The organism is Kribbella sp. CA-245084, from assembly GCF_050942355.1.
GTDB lineage: Bacteria > Actinomycetota > Actinomycetes > Propionibacteriales > Kribbellaceae > Kribbella.
The window spans coordinates 1321623-1347464 of record NZ_CP192053.1 but is presented as its reverse complement, the minus strand read 5'-3'; the positions used below and the strand labels follow the sequence as shown (position 1 = coordinate 1347464).

Here is a 25842-nt window from a genome sequence, read left to right as displayed (position 1 = left end):
CACTGTGCCGCCCGAAAATACCGAGCACATCCCGTTTTCAGACCGCTACCCTGTGCGCGTGGTGGAGCTGAAGCACGAGGACTATCCGCGGGCCAACGGGTACGACGCCGAGTGGCTGCTGTCCGGCGACATGGGCCCGAATCCCCTGTGGTTGCTGGAGGATCTCGCCCGCGAGCTCGAGCTGCGACCCGGCATGCGCGTGCTCGACCTGGGATCCGGCAAGGGCGCCACGTCAGTCTTCCTGGCGAAGGAGTACGGCGTACAGGTGTGGGCCGCGGACCTGTGGGTCGACCCGACCGAGGCCGCCGCCTACATCGCGCCCCAGGACGGGGTGATGACGCTCAAGGCGGAGGCGCACACGCTTCCGTTCGCGAAGGGCTTCTTCGACGCGATCATCTGCGTCGACGCGTACGAGTACCTCGGGACCGCGGACAACTACCTCGCCTACATCACGAGCTTCCTCAAGCCGGGCGGTCAGTTCGGAGTCGCGACTCCGGCGATGACGAAGGAGGTCCGCGAGCTCGGCCAGATCCCGGAGCACATCAGGAACGTGGTCGGGTGGGAGGCGCTCGCCTGGCACACCGCGGACTGGTGGCGGTTCCAGTGGGAGATCACCGAACTGGTCGACGTCACCGCGGCCCGGCTGCAGGAGAACGGCTGGTCCGACTGGCTCAGATGGTCCCGCGCGGTCTCGGAGTACCGCGGTGAACGCGATGGCTCACTCGACATGCTGGAGACGGATCAGGGCGAGTATCTGACCTTTGTGATCCTGGCGGCCCGGAAACGCTGAGCGCCTGGCATGCTGGGGGCATGAGCTGGGCTGTCTATGCGGTGCGCGGGCCAGGAGGCGTACGTCGCCTCGACGACATGCCGATGGACTACGAGCCGCCATCGGTCGGTACGGCGACCGACGTGGTGGCCGCGGTCCGGGAGGTGGTGCCGGATGTCGACACGAGCAAGCCGTCCTGGCTGGCGCTGCGAAGTCCGGACTACGACGTCGAGATGACGATCGGCAAGGGTGTCGAGGTCCGCGACATCACGTTCTATCTGAACGACGGCCCGCGGTCGATCCCGATAGTGATGGAGATCAGCCGCAAGCTCGGCGTCACGCCGTACGACACCGAGTCCGGCGACTTCCTCACCGAGGAGTCCCGGCCGCCCGTCCCGCCGCCGATGACGCCGGACGAGATCAAGATGAACAAGCCGAAGTGGTGGAAGCTCGGCCGGAAGTAGCCCGGCCGGTCAGGCCGGACGGGTGGCGACGAGAACGCCGATCTTGTTGATGCGGTGTTCGGGGTTGCCGAGTTCGTCGTGCCAGTAGTTGCCGGCGGCGTGGTCCTCGATGGTCGCGCAGGTTGAGATGGTGATCATCGCCTGCGTCGGCCGGGCGCCCGGCTTCCCGGGTACGGCGGCGTTCTGCTGCGCCTTCTCGGCCGGCTTCCGGAACGAGATCGTCATCGTCCGGCTGACCACGTAGTCGTACACGGTCCTGCCGGCGGTGACCAGGATGTGGTCGCCGGTCCGCAGCTCGGGCACGTGCTCCAACGGGCGCCCGTGGCTGACGCGATGCCCGGTGATGATGAAGTTCCCGATCTCGCCAGGGCCTACGCCCCCGGCCTTCCCGCGCGGGCTCGCCGCGACTCCCCGGTTCTGGATCTTGGTCCCCGGCCGATCGTCCGCCGTACCCACATAGGCCACCACCCGCAGCCCCCGCACCCCGGCCGCCGGAATCGTCATGCTGACCGGGCCGGCCACGGTCGGCCGTGGCGTGGGAGTGGGCGTGGACGTGGACGGCCTGAGCGTCGGCTTCGGGCTGGTCGGGGTGACGGAAGGCGGGGCGGCTGGCGCCGGGGTCCGGCTGGTCGGCGCCGTGTCGGTGCAGCCGGCCAATACCGCCAGCATCACGATCGCCCCCACCAGCCTCACCCTCCGACGGTACGGCGCTCCGCCGAAAACCGCCCGAAACTCAATCCAGCAGGGTGAGCTCGGCCGGCCCCAGGTGGAGGGATCCGGAGGTCAGCGGCGTCGTGCGGATGCCGCCGTGGCCGCGTAGGGCCTTCATCGCGCCGGGTGCCAGGACCTCGTCCATCCAGGCGCAGGGGTTGGCCGGGCGGTTGGCTTGGAAGGTGATGGGGCCGGTGCCGGAGTCCAGCGTGAATTGGCGACCGACGACGCGGGTGCCGTCGGGTGCGCGATGGGCCGCGAGTGAATCGATGGGAAAGCCACGAAGGGTGATGTTGCGGCGGGTGAGATGCGGGTCGAGCGGTTCGGGCAGCCCGAGCACCCGGACGACCTCGTCGAGGGACGCCGCGTCGATCACCGTGATCGCCGCGTTCTTGTGGATCTGCTGGCCGTAGTACCTGTCGCCCACGATGCCCAGCCCGGCGCGAACCTCGATCGACGTACGCGCGACCGGCTCGGGATCCGGACGCGGTCCGTCCAGCGGCCGGCCTTCGAAGGCGTGCTGGCGGGAGACGACGAACGCAACGAGCTCAACCAGCGTGCGAATCACCCCCAGGTGAGTGGATCGAGCAGACGGAAGAACTGCAAGCGGCGCGAGTCAGGCTCCGGGAGCCCATACGCGTCAAGGAAGGGCGCCGGGTCGGCGGACCATTCGTCGTGCAGCTGGATCGTGGCGAGCGCCAGATCGGAGTACCGGTCCGCGACGCCCAGCCGGCCCAAGTCGATCAGCCCGGTCACTTCCAGCGTCCGAGGATCGAAGAAGACGTTCGGCAGGCAAGCGTCGCCATGGCACACGACAGGCTCGAGGACACTCTCGACATAGGGGCTCTCAGCAACTACCTGGGACAGCAGCTCGGACGGCTGAAGCAGTCGCCATTCGTCGATCAGGAAGGCCGGGTTCACCGCACCCCGGCGTACGACGTCCGCCGCCGCAGCGATCACCGTCGCCAACGGACGTTCGAACGGGCAATCGGTCAACGCATGCAAATCTCGCAACGCCGATCCCAAGCTCCGCATCGCCGCGCCATGCACCGAAGACGGAAGCGCGTCACCGGACACACCGGGTACGGCGGAGGTGACCAAGCAAGCACCATCGGAGGACTCGAGCCAATCAACGACTGCAGCGCCGGGAATTCCAGTGCCCGCCAGCCAAGCAACCCGATCTCGCTCGGCAGCCAGGTCAACAACGCCGGTCGCCCCGCAGCACTTCGCGAAAACGTCGCCCCGCCGGTAGACCGTCGCATCGGATTCGCCGACGTCCACCAACGTCCACTCGTCAACGCGCGGCGGTAGCAATTCTCTCCCTGGTGTGCTCGAGGATCGCCGTGACCGGACGCCCGGTCACCAGGTTGCCATCAGCAACGAACCCTTCCTCGCGGCCGGTCAGCGACTCGATCAACCGATCCCGCCACAACGCCCGCAACTCGGGGCGCGAGGCAACCAGATTCCGCAACTCCCCCGGATCCTCGACCAGGTCGAACAGTTGCTCCACCCCACGCTCCGACCCCCACACGTACTTCACCCGCCCATCCGTCACCCACTGGATCGACTGCCCGAAGTGCAGATGCTCCCCGTGCAACCACTCCCGCACCGGCACCGACGACCCGCGCAAGAACGGCGCCAACGAGCACCCGTCCACCGACGACGGAATCGGCACACCCGCCAGCTCCAGCAGCGTCGGCATCACATCCCGCAACTCGACCACCTGATCAACGACCCCGCCCCGCGCAGCTCCGGCAGCCGACGCTCGGTCAGCGACGATGAACGGAACATGCGCCGACCCCTCATAGGGCACCGACTTCCGGAACATCCGATGATCGCCCATCATCTCGCCGTGGTCGGACGTGAACGCGATGATCGTGTCGTCGTACACCCCGAAGTCGACCAGCGCCTCGCGGATCCGGTTGACCTGCAGGTCGATCTGCGCCATCAGCCCGTAGTACCCGGCCCTGGCCCGATGCACGACCCGGTCCGGCAGATCCCCGATCGACGCCTGGTAGTCCCCGTCCCGCCGGAACTCGTCCCAGTCGCTCTCCCAATCACCCAACGAGCGCTCGTACGGCGGCAATGCGTCGTACCGATCGAACGCCCACGCGGGCGGATCGTACGGCGGATGCGGCCGATGGAACGACAAGTACAAGAAGAACGGCTTGGTCGGATCCCGCCGATACAGCCAGTCGATCGTAGAAGTCCCGATCCATGACGTCGGATGAAGCGACTCCGCCTTGTCCCACGGCCGCGCGACCACCGAGTTGCAGTTCACGCCATGGTCGAAGTACTCCGCATCCGGCGAAACCCCCGGCTGCCGTCGCAACCACGGGACATAGTCGTCGAAGAACCCGAACTGTTGCCGATACTCCCGCCGTGAATGATGCAGGAAACCGTCATGCAGTACGACGTCGTCGAACCCGAGCCGCGCCCGCTCCGGCCACACGTGCATCTTCCCGATCGCCTGCGTGTGATACCCGGCCCGCCGGAACTCGCCCTGGATCGTCACCGGATGCGCGGCATCGAACGGTACGCCGTCCGTGTAGCCGACCCGTCCGTGCCGCTCCTGCGATTGCCCGGTGAACAACGCGACCCGAGCAGGCACACACGTAGGCGTCGCCGAATACCCCCGGCTGAACCGCACCCCACTCCGCGCCAGCTCGTCCAGATGCGGCGTCTCGACGTACGGATGGCCCGCGCACGACAGCGCGTCACCCCGCCACTCGTCCACACAGATCAGGACGACGTTCGGCTGAGTCATCCCCGGGACGACTCGCGCACGATCAACTGCCATGGGAAGTCGAACACCTCACCCGGAGCACCCTCTCGATCGGTCAGCCTGCCCACGATGATCTTCGCCAGCGCGTCGTTGAAGTCGACCGGCCCGACCGTCGACAACGACGGGTCGAGATGCTCGCCCTCCGGCGTGTTGCCGACGCCGACGATCGCCAGCTCCCGCGGTACATCGATCCGCAGCCGATGCGCGGCCCGTACGGCGGCGATCGCGGCGAAGTCCGTGGTGCAGTAGATCGCGGTCGGCCGATCCGGCTTGGAGAGCAACGCCATCGCAGCCCGGTACGCCCCTTCGGGATGCTGCTCGAACACCTCGATGTCGTCGTCCCGGATCGGCTTGCCGGCCGCGCGCAACGTAGTGAGATAGGCGTCGAAGCGGGCGAAGCCGATCGTCCGGGAGGTCAGCGCGCCGACCCGGTCGTGATGCTCGAGCAGGTGCTCCACCGCGAGATGACACCGCGGCTCAGCGCCCGACCGGATCACGTCGAAGCCCTCCGGCTCGAGCGTCTCGCTGAACGCGACGATCTGCACGCCTTGGGCCGCAAACGCCTCCAGTTCAGCGATCTGCGACGGATCCGGCTTGACGCTGTCGATGAAGATCACGTCCGGCGTCCGGTTTGCCAGCACGTTCCGCCAGTCGCCGTCGGCCACGATCAGCGCAGTCTTGCCGAGCGGAGTCACCGCCGTACTTACCGTGGCCGCGACCGCCTGCGACCACGGGTCGGCGAGCACGCTGAGCGAGAGCAGGACCAGATCCGACTTCCCGGTGCGGATCGCGCGGGCCGCATCGTTGCGTCGGTACCCGAGCCGCGTCGCCGCCTCGCGGACCCGGTCCGCGGTCGTGTCCTTGATCGTGTGGCTGCGATGACGTCCGGACAGCACGTAGGACACGGTCGCGACCGAGACACCTGCCTCCTTCGCCACCATGCGCAGCGTCGGCCGATCGGCCGCAGGTGAGGACATAGGACGATTGTCGCAGATCAGCCTTTGACGGCGCCGGTAATGACGCCCTTGGTGAAGTGCCGTTGCAGGAACGGGTACACCATGGCGATCGGGACCAGGGCGACCACGACGACGGCCATCTGCAGGGACTGCGGTTGCGACGGCGGATGTACGCCGAGCTGGTCCGCGGACAGCGACTTGCCCTGCAGCACATACGTTCGCAGGATCACCTGGACCGGCCACTTCGACGTGTCGTTCAGGTACAGCAGCGCGTTGAAGAACGCGTTCCAGAACCCGACCGCGTAGAACAGCCCGACCACCGCGACCACGGCCTTCGACAGCGGCAGCACGATCCGTCGCAGGATGGTGAAATCGCTCGCGCCGTCGATCCGCGCGCTCTCCAGCAACTCACCCGGCACATTCATGAAGAAGGTGCGCAGGACAACGAAGTTGAAGGCGCCCAACGCCCCGGGCAGGATCAGCGACCACAGGCTGTCGAGCAGCCCGAGCTGCTTCACCACCAGGAACATCGGGATGATGCCCGGCGCGAACAGCAACGTGAACAGCACCATCAGCAACACCGGCCGCCCGAACAGTACCGGCCGCGAGGTCGCGTACGCGAGTGCGATCGTGACGGCGAGCGCGATCGCCGTACCCACGAGCGTGACGAAGACGCTGACCAGGATCGCCCGGCCCATCAACCCGCCACCGAACAGCGTTTGGTACGCCTTGAAGGTCGGATGCGAAGGCCACAGCACATATCCGCCGGCGTCGATGATGTCGCGATCACTGGCCAGGGACGTCGAGATGACGACCAGGATCGGGATCACGATCACCAGCGCGAAGCCGCCCAGCACCAAGGCCTTGATCGCCTGGTACCCAGGAGAAGGACGCTCTTTCCAGATGGGTCTCATGCGCCGCGCCTTTGGAAGATCCCCGGCTCGCCGAGCCGATGGGCAAGTGAATTCGCGCCCCACAACAGCAACGCCCCGACCACACCCTTGGCCAGGCCGGCCGCGGCACCGCTACTCCAGTCGCCGCCGACCACGCCCGCGTAGTACGTGAACGTGTCGAGTACTTCGGCCGCCCCCGGCCCGACCGAATCGCGTTGCAGGATGAACTGTTCGAACCCGACGCTGAGGATGTCGCCGATCCGCAGGATCAGCAGCAGCACGATGACGGTGCGCAGGGACGGCAGCGTGATGTGCCACATCCGCCGCCACCGCCCGGCGCCGTCCGCCGCGGCGGCTTCGTACAAAGACACATCAATAGTGGTCAGCGCCGCGAGGAAGATGATCATCGCCCAGCCGGCGTCCTTCCAGACCAGCTGTGCGACCACGAGCAGCGGGAACGTGTCCGGGTTGGTCATGAACGGGATCGGGTCCAGTCCTGCGTGCCGGAGCAGGTTGTTGATGAACCCCGCGCCGCCGAGCGACTGCTGGAACAGCGTCACGACCAGCACCCAGGACAGGAAGTGCGGCAGGTAGGCGATCGTCTGGAACCATCGCCGGAGCCGGTTGCTCACCAGCGAGTCGACGATCAGCGCCAGCCCGATCGGCACCGGGAAGAACAGCAGCAGTTGTACGGCGGCCAGCAGCAACGTGTTCCGCAACGCGTCCCAGAAGTCCGGGTTGTCGTAGAGGTTGACGAAGTTCTGCAGCCCGTTCCACTCGCTGTGCATGATGCCGAGGTACGGCTGGAAGTCCTGGAACGCAACGACGTTGCCGATCACCGGCAGGTAGAAGAACACCAGCAGGAAGACGACGCCGGGGATCATCAGCAGCACCATCTGCCAGTCCCGGCGCCACTTCGCCGCCAGCGGCAGGCCCACTTTGGCCTGCCGCTTCGGAGCACTCGACTTCAGCATCACGAGCCTGTGACCGGCACGCTCGAGGGCAGCACGGCCGCGAACTCGTCGCGCATCTTGTCACCGCCGCCGGACTTCCAGCGCTTCAGCGCCGCGTCGTACGCGTCCATCTTCTGCCGGCCGGTGACGATGTCGACGATCGTGTCCCGGAACGCCGCGGTCAGCTTCGGACCGAGCTTGCTCGACGTGTCGGAGTACGTTCCCGCGGTCGGGTTCCGCATCGCGTACTTGAGCAGCTGCTGCTCGGTCGCGTAGACCTTCTTGGTGTCGTCGGGGAACGCCGGGTTGAAGATCACGCTCTCCGGCGAGTTCATGATCTGCAGCGCACTGACCAGACCGGGCGCCTGCGTGTTGCCGGCCTTGGTGAGCACCGGGTTCTTGCCCGCGTCCAGCTGGTACTGCTGGCCCTCGACGCCGAAGTTCTTGATCAGGTATTCCTTGGTGCCGAACGGTGCGGACAGGTAGTCCATCAGCGCGAGCAGCTCACGGATCCGGCCCTCGTCGGTCTTCTTGAACGGCGTGAACCCGACCGTGCCGTAGCCCATGTCGTACGTCGGTTTCGCCTTGCCGTCGTGGCCGAACGGGATCATCGTGTCCACGAACAGCGTCGGGTCCAGGTTGCGGAAGTCGGAGGTCGCCCGCGGACCGACCGTCACCTGCGCGGCGATCTGGCCGTTCACGGTCTTCGGCGTGGCGTCGGCGAGGTTGAGGTCCGGGTAGAACACCTTCGCCGCCCAGAGCTTCGCGGCGTACTCGACGGCGGCCTTGTAGTTGTCGGTTTCGTAGAGGTAGGTGAGCGACCGGTCCTGGTTCACCCGCCAGCCGTTCGGAGCGCCGAACCACTCGCCGAACATGTGCAGCATGTTGATGATCGCGGGCTCGAGCGCGTAGTTCGTGCCGTTGCTCAGCTCCTTGCACTTGGCAAAGAACTCGTCCGCGGTCGAGCACTGCAGGCCGCCGACCTTCGCCCAGGTCTTCGGGTTGCCCATCATCACCTGGCCGAACGGCGTCGACGGGATCGGCGCGCCCCAGATCTTCCCGTTCACCACCGCGGTCCGCCAGGAGGCCGGCTTCAGCGCGGCCAGGTTCGGGTACTCCAGCACCGCGTCACCGGACAGGTACTTGGTCAGGTCCTGGAACTTGGCCTCGAGCATCGGGCCGATGTTCGGGATGCCCTGGTTCGGCGGCAGCCACATCAGGTCCGGCAGCGAGTCGCTGGCGAGCAGCGTGGCGAACTTCTCCGGGTAGCCCGGGTCGGTGCCGATGGTCAGCTTGAGCTCGCCGCCGAGGGCGGAGTTCAGCGCCTGCCACATCGGGTTGCTGCCCATCGGCGGCGGAGGCGTCGCGAATGTCTCGGTCAGCGCGGTCACCGCGCTCTTCAGCGGCGGCGCCTTAACGCTCGAGATCGCGTCCGCCGGGAACTTGAGGAACCCGGGCTCGAGGCCGGACTCGGCCCCGGGGAAGTCCGGGTGCAGCCCCTCGAAGGGTTTGTACGTCGGGAGCTTGAGCTCACCGGACGCCTTCGCGCCGCCGCTCGACGCTCCGCCGTCACCACAGGCCGCCAGCGTCGTCGAGGTGGCAATCGCCGCACCGGTCACCTGCAAAAACCGTCGCCGACTGATCATAGTTGCTCCAAGTTTCGAAGAAGTGCTCACTAACACTCACTTAAACGTTAACCCGGACCGTAAACCTCTGCCGCCCCTGGATGCAAGGCATGAGACAAAAATGAAGCCGGCGACCGCGGGCTCGAGAACCCGCGGCCGCCAGCCGTCGTCGGTGTTTCAGTACGTTGTCAGCACGACACGATCAACCAGGTGAGCGCCCGGCAGACCTTGCTGGCCTTGTCGTTCGTCGCCAGCGGGTCGACCGGTGAGCTGGCCGTCCGGGTCGCCGTCGTGGTCAGCGTTCCGATCGTCAGCATCCCCGCGGACACGGTGAGCGTGCGGGTCGCAGTCTCGCCGCTGGCGAGGGATGCGATGTCACAGTTCACCGATCGCGTCGTCCCGACCCGCGTGCAGGTCGAGCTGGAGTACGCCAGGTTGGCCGGGAAAGTGCCGACCACCCGGACCCCGGTCGCGTCGCTCGGGCCGTTGTTCTTCACGCCGATTGTGTAGGTGATCCGCGCTCCGGTGGCCTTCCCGGTCAGCGACACGGCGATGTCGGCCGGCGCTTCCTTGATCGTCAGCTCCGGCCCGTCGATGATCTCGAACGAGAAATTCTCGCCGACGAACTGGTGCTGCAGCTGGATCGTCCCGAGCGGCGCGTCGTCCTTCACCCGGAAGGTGAAGGTGATGGTCCTGGACTCACCGGACGGTACGTCGCCGGTCCCGGCGCGGACGCTGGTCCCGAGCGTGTCACACGCCGTGGCCTCCGGGCACGAGACCAGGTCGACCATGTCCGGGAGCGTTGCGTCCTTGGCGTACAACGTCGCCTTGCCGCCCAGCACTGTGGACGAGTCCGAGTTGTACACGGTTTGCTTGATCGTAAAGGTCTGCCCACGGGCGACCGACGTCGTACTGACCTCGATCGCGCTCGTCGGCGGTGCCGCATGTGCGGCCACCGGGACCGACACCAGTGTCGCGCCGGCGACTGCCGTCACCAGCGCAGCACGAAACAACTTCCAGGCATGCATAAGCAATAGCCCCCCATCCCCATTTGAACCCCAGTAACATCTGCCCCCACAGACCGCCGATGGCGGTGCAAGCAGTATGGTAGGGACCTTCACGGCGGTCAACCACTCGCCGTTGCCTTGTACAACCGCACGCCTCAAAAATCCAGCCTCGAGAGCAGATCTTCGACGCGTTCGGTCCGGCCCGCCAGCCGGTGGCGCTCCCACTCCGGGCGGGAAAGTGTATCGCCGACCAATTCAAGTGCCTCCGCGAGCTCCTCGTCCTTGTAGGGGTTGACGATCTCCAGCCGCTCGCCCATCGCCTCCTCGGCGCCGAACAGCTCGGCCGCGCCGGCCGGATCGCCGCGGCGGAGCAGGATGTTCATCGCGGTGTTCGAGAACGCCATGGTCAGACTCGGGCTGCCGAGCGCCACCACGGTCGGCGTCAGGTGCCGAGCCAGCTCGGCGGCCTCGCCGACGCGATCAGCGAGCGCGAGCAGATAGGCCAGGTTCTGTCCGTGGATCGTGCTCTCGAACGCGTCCCCGAGGGACTCGCTGATACTCAGGGCCTCGCGCAGCAGCTCCTCGGCCCGGTCGAGGTGTCCGAGCGCCTCCTCGATACCGCCGAGATGTCCCAGGACCCTTGCCAGGCGCCAGCTGTCGTCGAGAGTACGGAGCCGCTCGACGGCTTCGGTCAGGGTCTGCCTGGCTGCGTCCAGCTCACCCTGCTGACGTTGCGCCGTACCGAGCACGGTCATCCCGAACGCGATGCCGGCCGCGTCGTCGAGCTCGCGCGACATGGCCAGGCTTCGCGCGGCAACCTCGTAGCCGCGGTCGGTTTCGCCCTGTAATAGAAGGAGATTGCTCAATCCGCGAAGGCAAGCGGCCAGCTCGGACGAGGACGTCGTACCGGCGGCTGCGACGACTTGTTCGTGCCAGCGGCGGCTCTCGTCGTGGTAGGCACCGAGCTGCCAGACCCAGCCGAGGGCCGAGCACAGGCGCAGCGCCGTCCGGAGGTCGTTGCCCGTGGCCCAGGCGAGCGCGGCGCGGTAGTTGTCGAGGTCGGCCTCCGAGCGCTCCATCGGCGGCTCGGCCATGGTCCTCTTCATGATCTCGAGTCGCTCGGCCAGGTCGGCGAAGTACGTCGCGTGATGACTGCGGATCGCCGCCGATTCGTCGGTCGTCCGCAGTTTGTCGGCGGCGTACTGATGGATGGTCTCGAGCAGCTGGACCCGCGTACCTTCCGGACCTTCGGCGAGGGTGATCAGGTTCGCATCGTGCAGCTCTGCCAGGGATTCCAGCGGATCGATGTCAGTAGCAACTTCTTGGATCGCGGCCAGGTCGGCGCCGCCGGAGAAGACCGCCAGGCGACGGAAGGTACGGCGGTGCTCGGGGCTGAGCAACTCGTACGACCAGGCGATCGTCTCCCGCAAGGTGCGGTGGCGTTCCGGGGTCACGCTGCTCGTCGACGCGATGTCGAGCGACTGGTCGACCCGGGCCAGCAACTCCTTCACGCTGAGCAGGCGAACGCGCGGCGCACAGAGCTCGATCGCGAGCGGAAGCCCGTCGAGCCGCCGGCAGATCTCCAGTACGTCGTCGGAGTACGTGAACGCCGGCTGCACGGCGCGGGCGCGCTGCATGAAGAGTTGTACGGCGGCCGAGTCCTCGTCCGTGACGGGCAGCGGCGTCACGGGATGCAGGTACTCGCCGACCAGACCGAGCGCGCGCCGGGAGGTCGCGACGATCTTCACATGCGACGCGCCTTCGATGATCTCGGCAACGATCTTGCCGGCGTCCGGGAGTTGCTCGAGGTTGTCGAGGACGAGCAGGAGCGTGCGCTGCGCGAGGTAGGCAACGATCCGGTTGCGCTCCCTCGGCGGTACGTCGAGGACTTCGGCGATCGTCGTCCACAGCACCGATTCGGACGTGGCCGCCGCGAGCGGAACGAAGTACACGCCGCCGGGGACCTTGGAGGCCGCTCCGATCGCGAGCCGGGTCTTGCCCGAACCACCGGGACCGGTGAGCGTGACGAGCCGTACGTCGGGTTGGTCCAGCAGGTCGACGATGCGGTCGACGTCCTGCTCGCGACCGAGCAGCGGGGTCGCCGGAGCCGGGAGGCTGGTCGACGTACCAATGGTGCGCGGTGGCGGGAAGTCGGTCTGCAGGCCGTCGATCGTGACCTGGAACAGGTGCTCGGGCTCCGGAATGTCCTTCAAATGATGGGTTCCGAGGTCGCGCAGCGTCACGCCGTCGGGCAGTTGCGTGAGCTGACCGGTGACCGCCGAGACCACGATCTGGCCACCCTGCGCGGCGGCCCCGATACGCGCTGCGAGATGGACGTCCATCCCCCAGTAGTCACCGTCGTACACACCCGGCGTACCGGTGTGGATACCCATCCGCACCCGCAGTCGCTCACCGCCCGGCCATCGATGCTCCTCGAGACCGCGCTGCCCGTCGACCGCCGCCCGCACGGCATCGCCGGCCGTCTCGAACACGACGAAGAAGCTGTCGCCCTCGGTCCCCATCTCCGTCCCGCCGTACGTCGCCCAGACCGCCCGCAGGATCCGGCGATGTCCCTCCAGTGCATCGAGGTACCGATCGCCGAGCCGCCGCAGCAGCACCGTCGACCCCTCGATGTCGGTGAACACCATCGACACCATTCCCCCACCCATGCGGCCAGTCTCAACAACTCGCAGGAGATCGTCGAGAGTTGGCGGCAACTTTTGCGGACGAGCGGGTGTCTCATTCGCTGCGCAGCCAAGGAGGCGGCGAAAGAGCTGGGGGTAAAGAAAGATGAAGCGGTTCGGGATCGTTGCGGGGGCTGTCTCCGGAGTCATGGCGCTGGCGGGTGCGGGGGCGCTCGTGCTCGGTGGGGCGTTGCCCAGCAACGCCGCCACCGAGCAGATCAAGACAGTTGCTGCAAGCAACAGCACGGCGTCGACGCCGGTGCGGTACAAGACCCGGTTCTTCCTCGGCTACAGCGAGGGCCACCACGCGATGGCGGTGCTGCCGACCACTTGGCGCGACGTCGAACTCGGGAACTGGCAGGCGCGCTTCGACGACAGCGCGAACAACCGGATGATCCGGTTCGACGCCAACTACAACTACAACATCAGCACTGTGACCGCGCTCAACCGCAAGATCGCCGCCCTCAAGGGCACCCGCGGTCTGCACATCGTCGGCACCTCGACGGTCGGGATGAACTCGACCAACCACCAGGGCCGGCTGACCGTGAGCACGGTCGTCTACACCTACAAGAGCGGCAACACCACCCGCTGGGTCGCGACCCGGTACGTCGGCCTGGGGGGCAGCAAGAACGCCGACGTCGAGATCTCGACGGCCGGCTCGACCGCCGACAGCAAAGTGCTCGGCGCGGTCATCAACTACGCGACGATCTCGCTGGCTCTCGCCGGCTGAGCTAACCGATACCGGTCGTGCTCTCGCGGACCACAAGGCTAAAAGGGGCCTGGAGGCGGACTGGTTCGCCTCCAGGCCTCTGGTCGCGGAGGGCCTGCAGCGCGAGGCGGGCGATGGCGACGCGGTCGGGCGCGACCGTGGTGAGAGTGGGCAGGGTCGCGAGGTCGTAGGGGATGTCGTCGAAGCCGACCACCGCGACATCCTGCGGGACCTTCAGACCGCGCAGCACGAGCGCCCGGATCGCACCCATCGCCAGCCAGTCGGTAGCCGCGAAGATCGCGTCCGGCGCCGGATGACCGGAGTCCAGCCACTCGCCGAGGGTTCGCTCGGCATCCTGACCGCGCAGCCCGCCGGTCGGCAGCACGACGTCCTCATCGACGGGCAACCCGGCCGAGGCGAGGGCGTCGCGGTACCCGTTGATCCGCTCGTCCTCCATCCCCGGACCCGGCGCCAGCGCCATCACCTGCCGGCGCCCGAGTGACAACAGATGCTCGGTCGCCACACGTCCGGCATCCCGGTTGTCTATCCCGACGTGGTCGGCGTGATGCTCCGCGCCGGCCTTCTCCCCGAGCAGGACCAGCGGCAGCGTCGGATCACGCCCCTCCACATCCTCGGGCGTCAAGCCGAGCGGACTCATCACGATCCCGTCCAGCCGGGCCGGGTGCCGCTCGTTCAGCAGCGGGAGCTCAGCCTCCCGGCGCCCACCGGTCTGGTGGAACTGCACGATCCATCCGAACGCCTCCGCCTCGTCGAGCATCCGCGCCGCAAGCGACGCGAAGTACGGACGATCGAGCTGCGGTACGGCGAGCGCGATCACCCCGCTGCGGCCCTGAGCGAGGTTGCGGGCGGCGATGTTGGGCCGGTACCCGAGCTTGTCGATCGCCGCGAGCACCCGCTGCCGGGTCTCCTCGCGGACATGCTCGGCCCCGTTGACGACGTTCGACACCGTCTTCATCGACACCCCGGCCGCCTCGGCGACGTCGGTCAGGCGCGGCCTCATACCTGGCAGGATCTCATTTGAGGCCGGTGTGGGCCATTCCGGCCAGGATCCGCCGCTGGAAGACCACGAACACCACGACCACCGGGACCAGCGTGACGACGCTCATCGCGAACAGGCCGCCCCACTCCGAGCTGCCGGTCGCGTCGAGGAACCCGCGCAGCGCCACCGGAACGGTCAGCTTGGTTCTGGTCGACAGGTAGATCAGCTGGCTGAAGAAGTTGTTCCAGGTCCAGATGAACGAGAAGATCGCGGTCGTCACCAGCGCGGGCGACAGCAGCGGCAGGATGATCCGCCGGTAGATCCCCCAGTACCCGCAGCCGTCGATCCGGGCCGCGTCGTCGAGCTCGACCGGGATCGACCGGATGAACTGCACCATCAGGAACACGAAGAACGCGTCGGTGGCCAGGAAACTCGGCACGATCATCGGCCAGAAGGTATCGATCCAGTTCAGCTTCCGGAAGATCGAGTACTGCGCGATCAGCGTGACGTGCGCGGGCAGCATGATCGTGCCGAGCATCAGCGCGAACAACGCCTTCCGGCCGACGAACCGCATCCGGGCGAACGCGTACGCCGTCAGCGAGCACGTGATCACGTTGCCGATCACGACCGCGGCGCAGATGATCAGCGAGTTCATGATGTAGACGCCGAAGCTCGTCCCGGTCGAGGACCACCCGAGCGCGTAGTTGCCGAGCGTCGGGTGCTCCGGGATCAGGCCCGGATGCTCGAAGATATCGGTGTTCTTGCGCAGCGAGGCGCTGACCATCCAGAGCAGCGGGTAGAGCATGATCAGTGCGCCGGCGGACAGTCCGATATGTGCCAGCACGCGCTTCATCGACGTACCCCTTCGTCTCCGTAGAACACCCAGGTGCGGCCGAGGACGAAGTTCAGTCCGGTGAAGACCGCAATGATCAGCAGCAACACCCAGGCCATCGCGGCGGCGTATCCCATCCGGAAGTTGCCGAATGCCTGCTGGTACAGGTACAGCGTGTAGAACAGCGTCGAGTCCGACGGACCGCCCTTACCGCCGCTGATCACGAACGCCGGGGTGAACGCCTGGAACGCGCCGATGATCTGCAGCACCAGGTTGAAGAACACCACCGGCGACAGCAGCGGCAGCGTGACCCGCCAGAATCGTTGCCATCGGCCCGCACCGTCGACCTCGGCGGCCTCGAGCACGTCGTCCGGGATCTGCCGGAGCCCGGCCAGGAAGATCACCATCGGCGCGCCGAACTGCCAGACCCGGAGCACGATCAGCGTCCACAACGCCGTGCCGGGCTCGGAGATCCAGCCCCGGCCGTGGATCCCGAAGACGCCGAGGATGTCGTTGAGCAAGCCGTCGCTGCCGAAGATCTGCTGCCAGAGCAAGGCGATCGCGACACTGCCGCCGAGCAGGCTCGGCACGTAGTACAACGCCCGGTAGACGGCGAGACCTTTGAGCCCACGATTGAGCAGTACGGCGACAGCGAGCGCGAACGCCATCTCGAGCGGGACCGAGACGCCGACGTAGATGAACGTGACACGCAGCGAGTGCAGGTAGCGCGGGTCCTGGAAGAGCGCGGTGTAGTTGTGCAGGCCGGTCCACTCGGGGGTGTTGAGCAGCGCGTAGTCGGTGAACGAGTAGTACAGCGACAACAGCATCGGGCCGATGGTCAGCCCGAGTACGCCGATCAGCCACGGCAGCAGGAACAGGTACGCCGGAAGGCTCTGGCGGATCCTTACGATCACTGGCCGAGGGTCTTTCCGGCCAGGTCCACGAACTCCTGCGCGCCGGCGTCCGGCTTGGTCTTGCCGAAGCCGATGTTCTCCGCGATCCGGCCGAAACCGGTCAGCAGTTCGCCGTACCCCTTCGGCCACGGCTTCGGCGACGGACCGACCTTGCCGGCGATGTCCTCGACGTACTTGATCGCCCGAGCACCGGCCGAACCGGCATCCGCCGAGACCAGGTCACGCGCCTTCTTCGACGGCGGTACGCCGAGCAGGATGCCGATCGTCTTGATCGCTTTCTCGTCGTTCAGCAGGTATCCGATCAGCTTGGCGGCATCCTCGGGATGCTTGCTCGCGGCCGAGATGCACCACAGGTCGAGCCCCTTGATGAACTGGCCCTTGAGATCGCCGGCCGTGTCCTGCGGTACGGGCAACACCGACAGCGGGCTCTTCACCACCGGCTGGTAGAAGGTGACTTGCTGGACCCAGCCGAACTGCAGCGGAGCTTTGCCCTTGGCAACCAATGACTTCTCGATCGCGGTCGTCTCTGCGCTGACGTTCTGCGGCGGCGCGGCCTTCGCGTTGCGCAGGTCGGCCCAGTACTGGAACCACTCCTGGACCGTGTCTTTGCTCGTGGCAAACTTTCCGCCGTCGTCGGAGAACAGCTCGGTGCCGTGCTGGCGCGCGTACACCTCGAACAGCTGGAAGTTCCCGGCCTGGTCGGTCGATCCGTACGAGCCCTGGATCGATCCGCTGTAGTCGCGGGCGAACTCGGCGAACTTGTCCCACGTCCAGCCCTGCGCCGGGACCGTGCCGCCGGCGCGCTTGACGGCGGCCTCGTCGACGTACATCGCGTAGCTGATCGAGCTCTGGCCGATGCCGTAGTTCTTGCCATCAGCAACACCGCTGTCGGCGACATCCTTGTCGATACCCGAGGTGTCGATTCCCAACGAACCAAGGTCCTTCAGCGCGCTTCGACCCGCGTAGTCGCTGAAGTAGCTCATCGACATCCGCAGTACGTCGGGAGCGTTGTTGCCGGACGTCTGCGTGGCGAGCTTGTCCCAGTAGTCGTCGAACGGCGCGCTCTCCGCGGAGTACTCGACGCCGCCGCTCGACTTCCACGCGGCCAATGCGGCGTTGAGCGCCTTGGTGACCGGGTCGGGGCCGTACCAGGAGACGCGCAGCGGCTTCTTGCCTCCCGAGCAACCGGGCAGGACTGTCGCGGCGGCAGTGGCGGCGCCGAGACCCAGCAGGGTCCGGCGGGTCAGTTTAGTCATGATTGGTTCTCCCTGCGTTGGGCCCAGCGCCAGTTGTGGGGCATGCGGAGCGGGACGTAGTTGCCGTTGGGGAGGTCGTCGGTCAGCCGTGCTTGCCAGCGGGCGAGCTGGTGGAGCAGTTGGGCCCTGACGGCCAGGTAGTTCTCGTCGTCGAAGAGGTTGTCGAGCTCGGCCGGGTCTTTGTCCACGTCGTAGAGTTCGCCGGCCAGGTCGGCGTGGACGATCAGCTTCCAGTTGCCGCTGCGAAGCATCCGGGCAGCGCCGGACTGCGTGACGGTGTTGAGCTCGTCGAAGGTCGGGCCGTCGTACGCGAAGTGCAGCGGCGGCCGGGCGGTGACGTCGTACGAGCGTCCGCCGAAGCCCTGCTCGGCGACGATGCTGCCGAACTCGGTTTCGGGCGCTGCCTCGCCCTGCGCGAGTGGCAGCAGGCTGCGGCCCTGGACGCCGTCGGGGATCGGCTGGCCGACGGCCTCGCAGATGGTCGGCAGTACGTCGACGATCGAGACCGGCTCGTCACGTTGCTGGATCGCGATGCCGTCGCCGGTCATGATCAGCGGGATCCGCATCAGGAAGTCGTTCAGGCCGGCGCCCTTGCGTTGCAGGCCGTACTCGCCGACGTAGTCGCCGTGGTCGGCGAGCACGATGGTCAGGCGCGGTCGTTGCCTCAGGCCCTCGTGCAGGCGGCGGATCTGGTCGTCCAGGAGGCGCAGCATGCCGAGGTAGTTCGCGGCGTACCGGCGCCAGTTGTCGTCGTACCCCGGTCGCTTCTCTTCCTGGAGCTCGCGCAACCAGGCGTAGGTGCCGCCCTTGGTTTCAGCTGCCTCGGGCCCGCTGATGCGGTCGGGGATGTCGTCGGGCGCGACGAGGTCGAAGTACGGCTGAGGGACTTGGTACGGGTTGTGGGGCTCGGGGTACGAGACCCAGAACAGACCGGGCTTGTCGGGGCCCGCGGTTCGCGCGGCCTCGAGTGCATCCGTGGTGATCCGGTGCGGCAGCTGGCAGCGCACGTCGTACGGCGTGGGCTCGTCGGAGACACCGTGATCGAGGTGCTCGAGCCAGTCGTCGAACGCCTTCTCTTCCGCGTCCCGCTCGGGTCCTTGGGTGTGGAAGTACGGGCCGGCGAAGGTGTCGAAGTCTTGCGCGCCGCGGTGCATGTGCGGTTTCCCGGCGAAGTGCAGCTGGTAGTCGGCGGCCCGCAGTACGTCGAGCAGGTCCTGGGAGAACCGCGCGTGCTGGGCGTTGCTGTTCTGCCGGACCTGATGCGCGCTCGGGAACCGCCCGGTGAGCAGACTCGTCCGCGCCGGGACGCACGCCGGCGCCGCCGTGTAGGCCTGCCGGAAGTCGGTCCCGCCGGCCGCCAAACCGTCGACGAACGGCATGGTGTCGACCGGATACCCACTCCGCCGAGTCAGCCCCACCCGCTGCTGATCGGTCATCACGATGACGATGTCGGGACGCATCTACTACCTTTCGGCCGCCATTTACAGCGCTGTATTTGCAGCGCTGTAAACCTTGCTGCAGACACCTTCGGGTCGTCAAGTGACGCGCATCACACTCGATCCTGGATTGCTCAGAGCAACTCAGATGTTCTGACTTTCATCGAGCAACTCAGCCGTCCCTGAAAGGACCCCTCTGTGAGCACTCTCGATCTCTCCGTCTCGGCCGCTCCGCGATCCCGCCGCAGCCTGAGCCGGCGCGGCAGCTTCTGGACGGCGGCCGCCGTCGCGGGCATCAGCCTGTGGACCAGCGCGGCCCCGACTACGACGTACCCGCTCTATGCCTCGACCTGGCACCTCACCCCCACGGCGACGACGGCGATCTTCGCGGTCTACCCGGTGGTGCTGGTCGCGTTCCTGCTGATCTTCGGCCAGGTGTCCGACTACATCGGCCGCCGGACCACGATGCTGTACGGCGTCGGCGCGATGCTCGCCGGCGTACTTCTCTTCGCTGTCGCCCCGTCGGTGGGCTGGGTGTACGCGGGCCGCGCGCTGATGGGCGCAGGCGTCGGCCTCGCGTTGACGCCGGCGACGGCAGCCGCAGTCGAGTTCAGTGCCCGGGGCAAAGAGCACCGAGCGGCGTCGGTCACGACCGTGGCGACCGCGACGGGGCTGGCCCTGGCGACGATCGTCGGCGGTGGGCTGATCGAGTACGCCCCGGCTCCCTTGCACCTGGACTACTGGGTCCTGGTCGCGGTCATCGTCGGCGTCCTCGCGGCGATCTGGCGGATGCCGCGGCACACGAAGGACGAGGCACAGGGCCGCTGGCGCCCGCGCCCGATTACCGTTGCCAAGGGCACCCGTCTGCTGTACCTGGCGGCGGCCCTCGCGGTCACCGGCGCGTACGCGTTCGGCTCGGTCTTCCTGGCCCTCGGCGCCGAGATCGTGCGTGACCTGGTCGGCACCGGAAACATCTTCGTGATCGGTCTGCTGCTCGCGATCTTCTCGGTCGCCACTGGGACGACCGCGATCATCGGCCGCCGGTTCCCCGCACAACGCCTGGTCCCGCTCGGCGCGGTCCTCACGCTCGTCGACCTCGGTCTGCTCGAACTCGCGGCGACAGGGCATTCGGTGCCGCTGTTCATCGCGACGACGATCGTCGGCGGCACGGCGTACGGCCTGCTGTTCTCCGGGGGACTCGGCCTGATCGCGGCCCACGCACCAGCGCACCACCGAGGCGCGACGGTCGCGGCGGTCTACCTCGTCGCGTACATACTGCAGGGCGCGATCGCGCTCACCCTCGGCCTGGTCGCGACAGCGTCTGGCCTGAGTACGGCGCTGCTCCTCGGCGTCACCGTGATCGGTACGCTGGCCATCCTGATCCTGGCGGCGGCCATCCTCCACACCACCCGCACGGAGGTGTCATGAGCACCCGCACCGCGGGCCGACCGAACTGCTCGATCGCCCGCGCCCTCGACCTGCTGCGCGACCGGTGGACGTTCCTGATCCTCCGCGAGGCGCACCTGGGCACGACCCGCTTCGCCGACTTCCGGGACGTGCTCGGCATCGCGCCCAACATCCTCACCAACCGCCTGACGGCGATGGTGGACGCGGGACTGCTGGAGCGGCGCGAGTACCGCGCGCAGCGGGAGCGCACCCGTTGCGACTATCACCTGACGCCGGCCGGCGAGGACCTCAAGCTCGTCCTCGCCGCCCTCCAGCAGTGGGGCGATGTCCACGTTCCCCGCGACGAGGGGCCCACCGTCGTACGGCACGCGAAGTCCGGCGAACTGGTCGACGTCGCGTTCACGACCGAGTCGGGGACCCGCGTGCCGGCCGCGGAGGTCTCCTTCGATCCGGTCCCCGGCAGCACGGCCGACCGCAGCGACTGGCGCTGACGCATCAGGCCGCAGGCTCCCAGGCGAAACCGTCGGGGTCGACGCGCGTGCCCGCGTCCATGGTGAGCGCGATCCGGTGCGCCCCACCGCCATCGGCAGGTACGCCGGCATCCTTGGCCAACGCCTTGCGGCTGTACAGGCCCAGCTTCACCGGACCCGTGCCGTCGAACTCGACGTACTTGCGCCCGAAGCTCCGCGCCACGGTCAGCCCGTTGTCCACGTAGAACTTCTTGCTCCCGGCCACATCCTCGCAGCCCAGCAGGAGTACGACGGAGTCGATCTCGCGCGTCGCGGGACCGGTGTCCTTCTTGGCGGACGTGGCCACCTTCCAGATCGTGCCGTCGGGCGCTTGCAGCGTGCCGCCGTACCCCCAGAGCGACTTGGTCACCGGCTTCACCACCGTCGCACCGGCGGCGATCGCGCTCTCGAACAGGCTCGTCACCGTGCTCGGCTGTCCTACGGTCAGCGACAGCGTGAAGCCGCGGAAACCGCTCGTGTCCGCGGCCGACTCACGTACTCGCACCCGCTCATCCAGCCCGAACGCTTCCTTCAGAAACCGCTCGGCCTCTGCAACGTCGGCCACTTCCAGAACCACACCACGAAGATTTGTCATGCCTTCAAGCTAGGTTCAGCCGACCCCGCACCGCTTCTTGATTCCTGACCACCTTCAACTGGTGAGCCGGAGGTAGTCCAGGTTGAAGCCACCGGTCTCGCAGTACACGGTAATCACCTGATCCCCATGCGGCAGCGTCACTTGTGTGGACACCGACTGATAGTTGGCCCAGCCGCCCGTGTCCGGGACTGTTGCTTTCGTCAGCGTCGCGTCTGATGCGTCGCGGATCGAAATGGCGTCCGTCGCCGGAGCGCCGGTGCCGTTGGCAACCCTGAGCTCAAGGTTGTAGGTGCCTGCCTGGGCAACGTCGACGCGGTACTGGAGCCAGTTCCCGGGCGCAGTCCATCCAACGTTCTTCCCGCCACTCGCGGCCGGGTTGCTCTCGACGAAGCTGGCACCACCATCGGTCACACGCACCTTGATGTCCACGGCTCCGGCAACCGTCGGATGCAGCGTCAGGGTGTTGCCCGCGAGGCTGACCCCGGCTGGGAGGTCGCGTGGTCGCGGCGCGGGACGTCGCCGTGCCAGCGGTACGTCGCGTAGGCGTTTGCTGGGACCGTTGCCGTGAACGACTTCCCCGCCAGTGTCACGCGGACCGTGCTGGGTGTTGCGTTGGAGTTGCCGACGATCGCGACGAAGTTGTCATGGGCATCTTTGTAGACGACATTGCTGATGCCGTTGGCCGTCGCGCTCGACTCGACGCGGGTGTGCTCCGGGCCGAGGTACTTCGCGAACTGCCCCATCGCGTACAGCTCGTCCCGGACCGTGAACGTCTTGGTGTTCGTGTCGACGGTGACCAGCCTGTTCGGCCACTTCGTCGTCCGGCCGACCTCTTCCCAGTCGACGCTGTTGTCCCGAGCCGGCGTCCAGTGCAGCGTGCCGCCGTCCTGGTCGGTCGTCTGCGCCCACATGATGTACGACGACGCATCGAGCCGGAAGTAGTTCAGAATCGTTGCCGGCGACAAATCACTCGTCTCCGTCATATGCACGGGCTTCCCGAACTCCTCGAACGCATCCCGCATCACCGTCGGGTCACCCCAGTACGGATGGAACGCGATCGCATCCGCGGCCTTACGCGTCTGCGGATCGTTGAAGATCCGGTAGTAGTTCTTCGTCTCCGTGCTGTTGGGATCCCGCCAGTCCCAGAAGTTGAAGTCGTGCACATACAGCTCGGTGCCGAGGCCCGCGTTGTGCACCTCACGCTTGATTGCCACTGACAACTTCTGCTGCTGCTCGACGCTGATGTCCATCGCCGGATACACCACGTCGATCCCGGGCTCGTTCAGCAGCGTCAGCGCGTCGACCTTGATCCCGTGCTTCGCATACGCCTGCAGGTACTTCACGTAGTACTTCGCGAACACGTCGATGCAGTCGTCGCGGAGCTTGCCCACCTGGCGGTACGACGTCGTGCTCCCGGGGTTCAGCGCGACCTCGCCGGTGAACCGGTTGTTGGTCTTCATCCAGGCCGGCGCACTCCACGCCGACGCGAAGAATGTCGCGCGCGGGTTGTACTTCTGGATCAGCTTGACCGTGTCGACGATGTGCAGATCCACGTCCCGCTTGATCGAGAAGTACTTCAGCGTGCGGTCCTCCGTCACGCCGGCCGGCAACTCGTCGTACGACCAGAACGGCAGGTGCTCGATCAGGTCCGGACTCCCGATCGTGAGCCGGAACCGGTCGAAGCCGGCGCCGGTCTTCGGGTCCACCAGCAGTTTGACGGCCCGCTCGCGCTCGGCCGGCGTCAGCTTCCAGAGGTTGGACACGCTGGTCTCGTCGAGCGAGAACCCGACGCCGGAGTACTTCTGCCGGAGCGTGCTTGGATCCACCACGACCGTCGCGTCGACAGAGCCGTTGTCATCTGCGCCGACGTACGTCGACGGCAACGGCTGCCAGGTCTGCGCCGAGCCGCTGGAGTACGTCCCACTCACCACCGCTCCACGCTGAGCCACCGCCGGCGACCCACCCGTCGCCAATCCGCTGGCCACCACCCCGACCACAACCGCCAACCCAAGAGTCCGCCTCACAAACCCTCCAAGCTCAGTGGAAAGCCCTTACAAGCAGGGCGACTCTAGGTGGCGAACTCGCTCCCCAACACCCCCTGCCGGTTCCGAAACTGGTTCCGCAACTCAGCTTCCGTACGTGGCGATGCCGCCTTCGAGCAGGTCGAAGGTCTGGTCGATGACATCGGCCTGCTCACGGCGTACCTTCTTGCCCGGCTCTCCGGCGATCAGCTTGTCGACGGCGACGCGCGGCACGATCGTGACGGCGGTCGCGATCAAGTTGGCGACGACCGCGGCCTGCATGCCCGGTCCGACCTCGGTCTCGAGGAGCTCGGTCAGCGCGTCGGCCATTTCACGGGTGTGCTCGAGGGTACGACGTACGAGCGCCGGGCTCGCGTCGACGATTTGGTAGAAGTGCTCGGTCCCATCGCGCGCGCCGGACAGCGGATGCTGTGTCGCGAGGAGCTCGTGCAGATGACGCCGTACGGCAGCGACGACGGACTCACCGGTCTCGCGAGCGCGGATGGCCCCCTTCAGATCCTCGACCAGGTCCGCGTGGCGGTCGAGGAACAGGTCCTCCTTGCGCGGGAAGTAGTTGAAGACCGTCATCCGCGCGACGTTGGCCGCCTCCGCGACCTCGGCGATCGTGACGTTGTCGAACCCGCGCTCGATGAACAGCCCCGACGCGACGTCCGCGATCCGCCGCCGGCTCTCCCGCTTCTTCCGCTCGCGCAGGCCGAGCCGCTCATCCATGGCAGATAGCATACTCGACATAAATTTAGACCGGGTACACTATTTGATGACGACGATCTGGGAGCTGACATGGACTACGACGTGGTGGTAGCCGGCGCAGGGCCGGTAGGACTCATGCTTGCCTGCGAGCTGCGACTGGCCGGGGTGGACGTGCTCGTGGTGGAGCGGCTGACCGAGCCGGACCTGACGATCAAGGCCGGCTCGATCAACCTGCCGACCGCAGAAGCCTTGTACCGCAGGGGTTTGCTGCCCACGCTGCAGGAGCACCAGCAACGCATGTTGCAGCAGTTCGCCCGCCCGGCCGGCGGCCCGGCACCTGCACAAATGAAGCGTCCACCCATCGCCGGCCACTTCGGCGGCATCCTGGTCGGTGCCGGCAGCGTCGACTTCGCCGGCCCCGAGTTCCGCGACGCCGGCCCGGCGTCCAGCATCTTCCTGATCATGCAGCAGACGATCGAGCAGGTCCTCGCGGAACGAGCAGCCGAGCTGGGCGTCGACGTACGCCGAGGCGTCGAGCTGACCACCTTCACGGCCGACGACAACGGCGTACGCGTCGTGCTGGGCGAGGAAGAAGTGTCGGCCGGCTGGCTCGTCGGCTGCGACGGCGGCCGCAGCATCGTCCGTAAGCTCGCCGGCTTCGACTTCGTCGGCACCGACCCCGAGATCACCGGCCACCAGGCGATGGTCGAGCTGGAAGGCGCCGAGAACCTGACCCTCGGCTGGCACAGCACCGACACCGGCATCTACGCGTACGGCCCGATCCCCGGCCGCATCCTCACCGTCGAGTTCGACGGCCCGCCGATCGACCGCGACGCCCCGATCACCGCGGCCGAGCTGGAAACCAGCCTCCGCAACGTGACTGGCGCCGATGTCACGATCACCAAGGTCATCACCGCGACGCGGTTCACCGACAACGCGCGCCAGGCAACGACGTACCGGCTCGGTCGCGTGCTCCTGGCCGGCGACGCCGCTCATGTGCACTCGCCGTTCGGCGGTCAGGGCCTCAACCTGGGCATCGGCGACGCCGTGAACCTCGGCTGGAAACTGGCCGCCACCATCCAGGGCTGGGCACCGGACGGCCTGCTCGACACCTACACCACCGAACGCCACCCGATCGGCGAGTGGGTCCTCGACTGGACCCGAGCCCAGATCACCATCATGCGCCCCGACCGCCACGCCCGAGCTCTCCGCCCGGTCGTCGCGGACCTCCTGAACACCCCTGACGGCGCGACCTACCTGGCCAAGAAGCTCTCCGGCACCTGGCAGCGCTACGACTTCGGCAGCGACAACGACCTGGTCGGAACCTCGGCCCCCGACCTCGAGTTCGCCGACGGCACCCGCCTCGGCGACCACCTCCGAGCCGGCAAGGCCGTCCTCTTCAACCTCACCGACTCGCCCCAACTACACAACCTCGCCGCGCCTTGGTCCGACCGCCTCCACCTCGTCAACACCAAACCAGCAACTCCCGGCGCCCCCACAGCCCTCCTACTCCGCCCCGACGGCCACATCGCCTGGACCACCGACAACGACAACCTCGACGGCCTCGCTCCGGCCCTCGAAAACTGGCTCGGCCAACCAGCCTGA

25 protein-coding genes are annotated in these 25842 nt (G+C 67.1%); 6 read left to right on the top strand and 19 right to left on the bottom strand.

Annotation, left to right across the window (positions count from 1 at the left end):
* The first annotated feature begins 58 nt into the window (after positions 1-58).
* Both ACQPYH_RS06660 and ACQPYH_RS06655 read left to right on the top strand, forming a co-directional pair.
* A complete protein-coding gene (locus tag ACQPYH_RS06660; protein WP_432888095.1) occupies positions 59-790 on the top strand; it encodes an SAM-dependent methyltransferase in 732 nt (243 codons plus the stop codon).
* A 20-nt stretch (positions 791-810) separates the two neighbouring features.
* Positions 811-1233: a hypothetical protein gene (locus ACQPYH_RS06655; protein WP_130446466.1), complete on the top strand. Its 423-nt coding sequence runs from the start codon at positions 811-813 to the stop codon at positions 1231-1233.
* A gap of 9 nt (positions 1234-1242) precedes the next feature.
* Here ACQPYH_RS06655 and ACQPYH_RS06650 read toward each other — a convergent pair whose 3' ends face one another.
* The 10 genes from ACQPYH_RS06650 to ACQPYH_RS06605 form a co-directional block, all read right to left on the bottom strand.
* Complete coding sequence (locus tag ACQPYH_RS06650) at positions 1243-1926, bottom strand: class E sortase (protein ID WP_432888093.1); 684 nt, start codon at positions 1924-1926, stop codon at positions 1243-1245.
* Between the two features lie 40 nt (positions 1927-1966).
* Entirely contained in the window at positions 1967-2512 is a 546-nt protein-coding gene (locus tag ACQPYH_RS06645; protein WP_432888091.1) for an MOSC domain-containing protein, read from the bottom strand.
* Complete coding sequence (locus tag ACQPYH_RS06640) at positions 2509-3225, bottom strand: phosphotransferase (protein WP_432888089.1); 717 nt, start codon at positions 3223-3225, stop codon at positions 2509-2511. The genes ACQPYH_RS06645 and ACQPYH_RS06640 overlap by 4 nt, the downstream gene beginning before the upstream one ends.
* A 13-nt stretch (positions 3226-3238) precedes the next feature.
* On the bottom strand, positions 3239-4744 hold the full coding sequence (locus tag ACQPYH_RS06635; protein WP_432888087.1) for an arylsulfatase: 1506 nt from the start codon (positions 4742-4744) through the stop codon (positions 3239-3241).
* Positions 4708-5706, bottom strand: a complete 999-nt coding sequence (locus ACQPYH_RS06630) for a LacI family DNA-binding transcriptional regulator (protein ID WP_432888085.1) — start codon at positions 5704-5706, stop codon at positions 4708-4710. The genes ACQPYH_RS06635 and ACQPYH_RS06630 overlap by 37 nt, the downstream gene beginning before the upstream one ends.
* A 17-nt stretch (positions 5707-5723) precedes the next feature.
* A complete protein-coding gene (locus tag ACQPYH_RS06625) occupies positions 5724-6599 on the bottom strand; it encodes a carbohydrate ABC transporter permease (protein ID WP_130446462.1) in 876 nt (291 codons plus the stop codon).
* Positions 6596-7552, bottom strand: coding sequence for an ABC transporter permease (locus ACQPYH_RS06620; protein WP_432888083.1), 957 nt, complete (start codon positions 7550-7552; stop codon positions 6596-6598). Before ACQPYH_RS06620 ends, ACQPYH_RS06625 begins: the two co-directional genes overlap by 4 nt.
* The gene (locus ACQPYH_RS06615) at positions 7552-9177 is read right to left on the bottom strand and encodes a sugar ABC transporter substrate-binding protein (protein ID WP_432888081.1); all 1626 of its coding nucleotides are present in this window, start codon (positions 9175-9177) and stop codon (positions 7552-7554) included. The genes ACQPYH_RS06620 and ACQPYH_RS06615 overlap by 1 nt, the downstream gene beginning before the upstream one ends.
* Before the next feature lie 167 nt (positions 9178-9344).
* The gene (locus ACQPYH_RS06610; protein ID WP_432888079.1) at positions 9345-10184 is read right to left on the bottom strand and encodes a hypothetical protein; all 840 of its coding nucleotides are present in this window, start codon (positions 10182-10184) and stop codon (positions 9345-9347) included.
* Positions 10185-10318: 134 nt separating this feature from the next.
* Positions 10319-12832, bottom strand: a complete 2514-nt coding sequence (locus ACQPYH_RS06605; RefSeq protein ID WP_432888077.1) for an ATP-binding protein — start codon at positions 12830-12832, stop codon at positions 10319-10321.
* A gap of 121 nt (positions 12833-12953) precedes the next feature.
* Here ACQPYH_RS06605 and ACQPYH_RS06600 point away from each other — a divergent pair, with 121 nt between their 5' ends.
* Positions 12954-13577 (top strand): hypothetical protein, encoded by a 624-nt coding sequence (locus tag ACQPYH_RS06600; RefSeq protein WP_432888075.1) that lies wholly within the window; start codon positions 12954-12956, stop codon positions 13575-13577.
* 1 nt (position 13578) lies between these two features.
* Here the strand turns inward: ACQPYH_RS06600 and ACQPYH_RS06595 are convergent, their stop codons facing one another.
* Genes ACQPYH_RS06595 through ACQPYH_RS06575 form a run of 5 tightly spaced genes read right to left on the bottom strand, consistent with a single transcriptional unit; the run spans position 13579 to position 19018 of the window.
* Complete coding sequence (locus tag ACQPYH_RS06595) at positions 13579-14577, bottom strand: LacI family DNA-binding transcriptional regulator (protein WP_432888073.1); 999 nt, start codon at positions 14575-14577, stop codon at positions 13579-13581.
* Positions 14578-14590: 13 nt separating this feature from the next.
* Positions 14591-15409 (bottom strand): carbohydrate ABC transporter permease, encoded by an 819-nt coding sequence (locus tag ACQPYH_RS06590; RefSeq protein WP_432888071.1) that lies wholly within the window; start codon positions 15407-15409, stop codon positions 14591-14593.
* Entirely contained in the window at positions 15406-16302 is an 897-nt protein-coding gene (locus ACQPYH_RS06585) for a carbohydrate ABC transporter permease (RefSeq protein ID WP_432888069.1), read from the bottom strand. Before ACQPYH_RS06585 ends, ACQPYH_RS06590 begins: the two co-directional genes overlap by 4 nt.
* Positions 16299-17558: an ABC transporter substrate-binding protein gene (locus ACQPYH_RS06580; RefSeq protein WP_432888067.1), complete on the bottom strand. Its 1260-nt coding sequence runs from the start codon at positions 17556-17558 to the stop codon at positions 16299-16301. Before ACQPYH_RS06580 ends, ACQPYH_RS06585 begins: the two co-directional genes overlap by 4 nt.
* Positions 17555-19018, bottom strand: coding sequence for a sulfatase-like hydrolase/transferase (locus ACQPYH_RS06575; protein ID WP_432888065.1), 1464 nt, complete (start codon positions 19016-19018; stop codon positions 17555-17557). Before ACQPYH_RS06575 ends, ACQPYH_RS06580 begins: the two co-directional genes overlap by 4 nt.
* 174 nt (positions 19019-19192) lie before the next feature.
* Between ACQPYH_RS06575 and ACQPYH_RS06570 the strand changes: the two genes are divergently transcribed.
* Positions 19193-20422: an MFS transporter gene (locus tag ACQPYH_RS06570; protein ID WP_432888063.1), complete on the top strand. Its 1230-nt coding sequence runs from the start codon at positions 19193-19195 to the stop codon at positions 20420-20422.
* Positions 20419-20892, top strand: coding sequence for a winged helix-turn-helix transcriptional regulator (locus tag ACQPYH_RS06565; protein ID WP_432888061.1), 474 nt, complete (start codon positions 20419-20421; stop codon positions 20890-20892). Before ACQPYH_RS06570 ends, ACQPYH_RS06565 begins: the two co-directional genes overlap by 4 nt.
* A 4-nt stretch (positions 20893-20896) precedes the next feature.
* Here the strand turns inward: ACQPYH_RS06565 and ACQPYH_RS06560 are convergent, their stop codons facing one another.
* From ACQPYH_RS06560 to ACQPYH_RS06545, 4 genes are all read right to left on the bottom strand, one after another.
* Positions 20897-21505, bottom strand: coding sequence for a glyoxalase (locus ACQPYH_RS06560; protein ID WP_432888059.1), 609 nt, complete (start codon positions 21503-21505; stop codon positions 20897-20899).
* A gap of 54 nt (positions 21506-21559) precedes the next feature.
* On the bottom strand, positions 21560-21922 hold the full coding sequence (locus ACQPYH_RS06555) for a carbohydrate-binding protein (RefSeq protein WP_432888057.1): 363 nt from the start codon (positions 21920-21922) through the stop codon (positions 21560-21562).
* Positions 21923-21960: 38 nt separating this feature from the next.
* Positions 21961-23529, bottom strand: a complete 1569-nt coding sequence (locus tag ACQPYH_RS06550; RefSeq protein ID WP_432888054.1) for a glycoside hydrolase family 30 protein — start codon at positions 23527-23529, stop codon at positions 21961-21963.
* A gap of 102 nt (positions 23530-23631) precedes the next feature.
* A complete protein-coding gene (locus tag ACQPYH_RS06545) occupies positions 23632-24258 on the bottom strand; it encodes a TetR/AcrR family transcriptional regulator (protein WP_432888051.1) in 627 nt (208 codons plus the stop codon).
* 69 nt (positions 24259-24327) lie between these two features.
* On the opposite strand from ACQPYH_RS06545, the gene ACQPYH_RS06540 reads away from it, so the two are divergent.
* Positions 24328-25842: an FAD-dependent monooxygenase gene (locus ACQPYH_RS06540; RefSeq protein ID WP_432888048.1), complete on the top strand. Its 1515-nt coding sequence runs from the start codon at positions 24328-24330 to the stop codon at positions 25840-25842.

What these genes read in the sequence shown, in the direction of transcription:
- ACQPYH_RS06655 (WP_130446466.1), top strand. Translation starts at nt 811, where the DNA reads ATGAGCTGGGCTGTCTATGCGGTGCGCGGGCCAGGAGGCGTACGTCGC.
- ACQPYH_RS06635 (WP_432888087.1), bottom strand. Translation starts at nt 4,744, where the DNA reads ATGGCAGTTGATCGTGCGCGAGTCGTCCCGGGGATGACTCAGCCGAAC.
- ACQPYH_RS06630 (WP_432888085.1), bottom strand. Translation starts at nt 5,706, where the DNA reads ATGTCCTCACCTGCGGCCGATCGGCCGACGCTGCGCATGGTGGCGAAG.
- ACQPYH_RS06625 (WP_130446462.1), bottom strand. Translation starts at nt 6,599, where the DNA reads ATGAGACCCATCTGGAAAGAGCGTCCTTCTCCTGGGTACCAGGCGATC.
- ACQPYH_RS06620 (WP_432888083.1), bottom strand. Translation starts at nt 7,552, where the DNA reads ATGCTGAAGTCGAGTGCTCCGAAGCGGCAGGCCAAAGTGGGCCTGCCG.
- ACQPYH_RS06615 (WP_432888081.1), bottom strand. Translation starts at nt 9,177, where the DNA reads ATGATCAGTCGGCGACGGTTTTTGCAGGTGACCGGTGCGGCGATTGCC.
- ACQPYH_RS06610 (WP_432888079.1), bottom strand. Translation starts at nt 10,184, where the DNA reads ATGCATGCCTGGAAGTTGTTTCGTGCTGCGCTGGTGACGGCAGTCGCC.
- ACQPYH_RS06605 (WP_432888077.1), bottom strand. Translation starts at nt 12,832, where the DNA reads ATGGGTGGGGGAATGGTGTCGATGGTGTTCACCGACATCGAGGGGTCG.
- ACQPYH_RS06600 (WP_432888075.1), top strand. Translation starts at nt 12,954, where the DNA reads ATGAAGCGGTTCGGGATCGTTGCGGGGGCTGTCTCCGGAGTCATGGCG.
- ACQPYH_RS06595 (WP_432888073.1), bottom strand. Translation starts at nt 14,577, where the DNA reads ATGAGGCCGCGCCTGACCGACGTCGCCGAGGCGGCCGGGGTGTCGATG.
- ACQPYH_RS06590 (WP_432888071.1), bottom strand. Translation starts at nt 15,409, where the DNA reads ATGAAGCGCGTGCTGGCACATATCGGACTGTCCGCCGGCGCACTGATC.
- ACQPYH_RS06580 (WP_432888067.1), bottom strand. Translation starts at nt 17,558, where the DNA reads ATGACTAAACTGACCCGCCGGACCCTGCTGGGTCTCGGCGCCGCCACT.
- ACQPYH_RS06575 (WP_432888065.1), bottom strand. Translation starts at nt 19,018, where the DNA reads ATGCGTCCCGACATCGTCATCGTGATGACCGATCAGCAGCGGGTGGGG.
- ACQPYH_RS06565 (WP_432888061.1), top strand. Translation starts at nt 20,419, where the DNA reads ATGAGCACCCGCACCGCGGGCCGACCGAACTGCTCGATCGCCCGCGCC.
- ACQPYH_RS06560 (WP_432888059.1), bottom strand. Translation starts at nt 21,505, where the DNA reads ATGACAAATCTTCGTGGTGTGGTTCTGGAAGTGGCCGACGTTGCAGAG.
- ACQPYH_RS06545 (WP_432888051.1), bottom strand. Translation starts at nt 24,258, where the DNA reads ATGGATGAGCGGCTCGGCCTGCGCGAGCGGAAGAAGCGGGAGAGCCGG.
- ACQPYH_RS06540 (WP_432888048.1), top strand. Translation starts at nt 24,328, where the DNA reads ATGGACTACGACGTGGTGGTAGCCGGCGCAGGGCCGGTAGGACTCATG.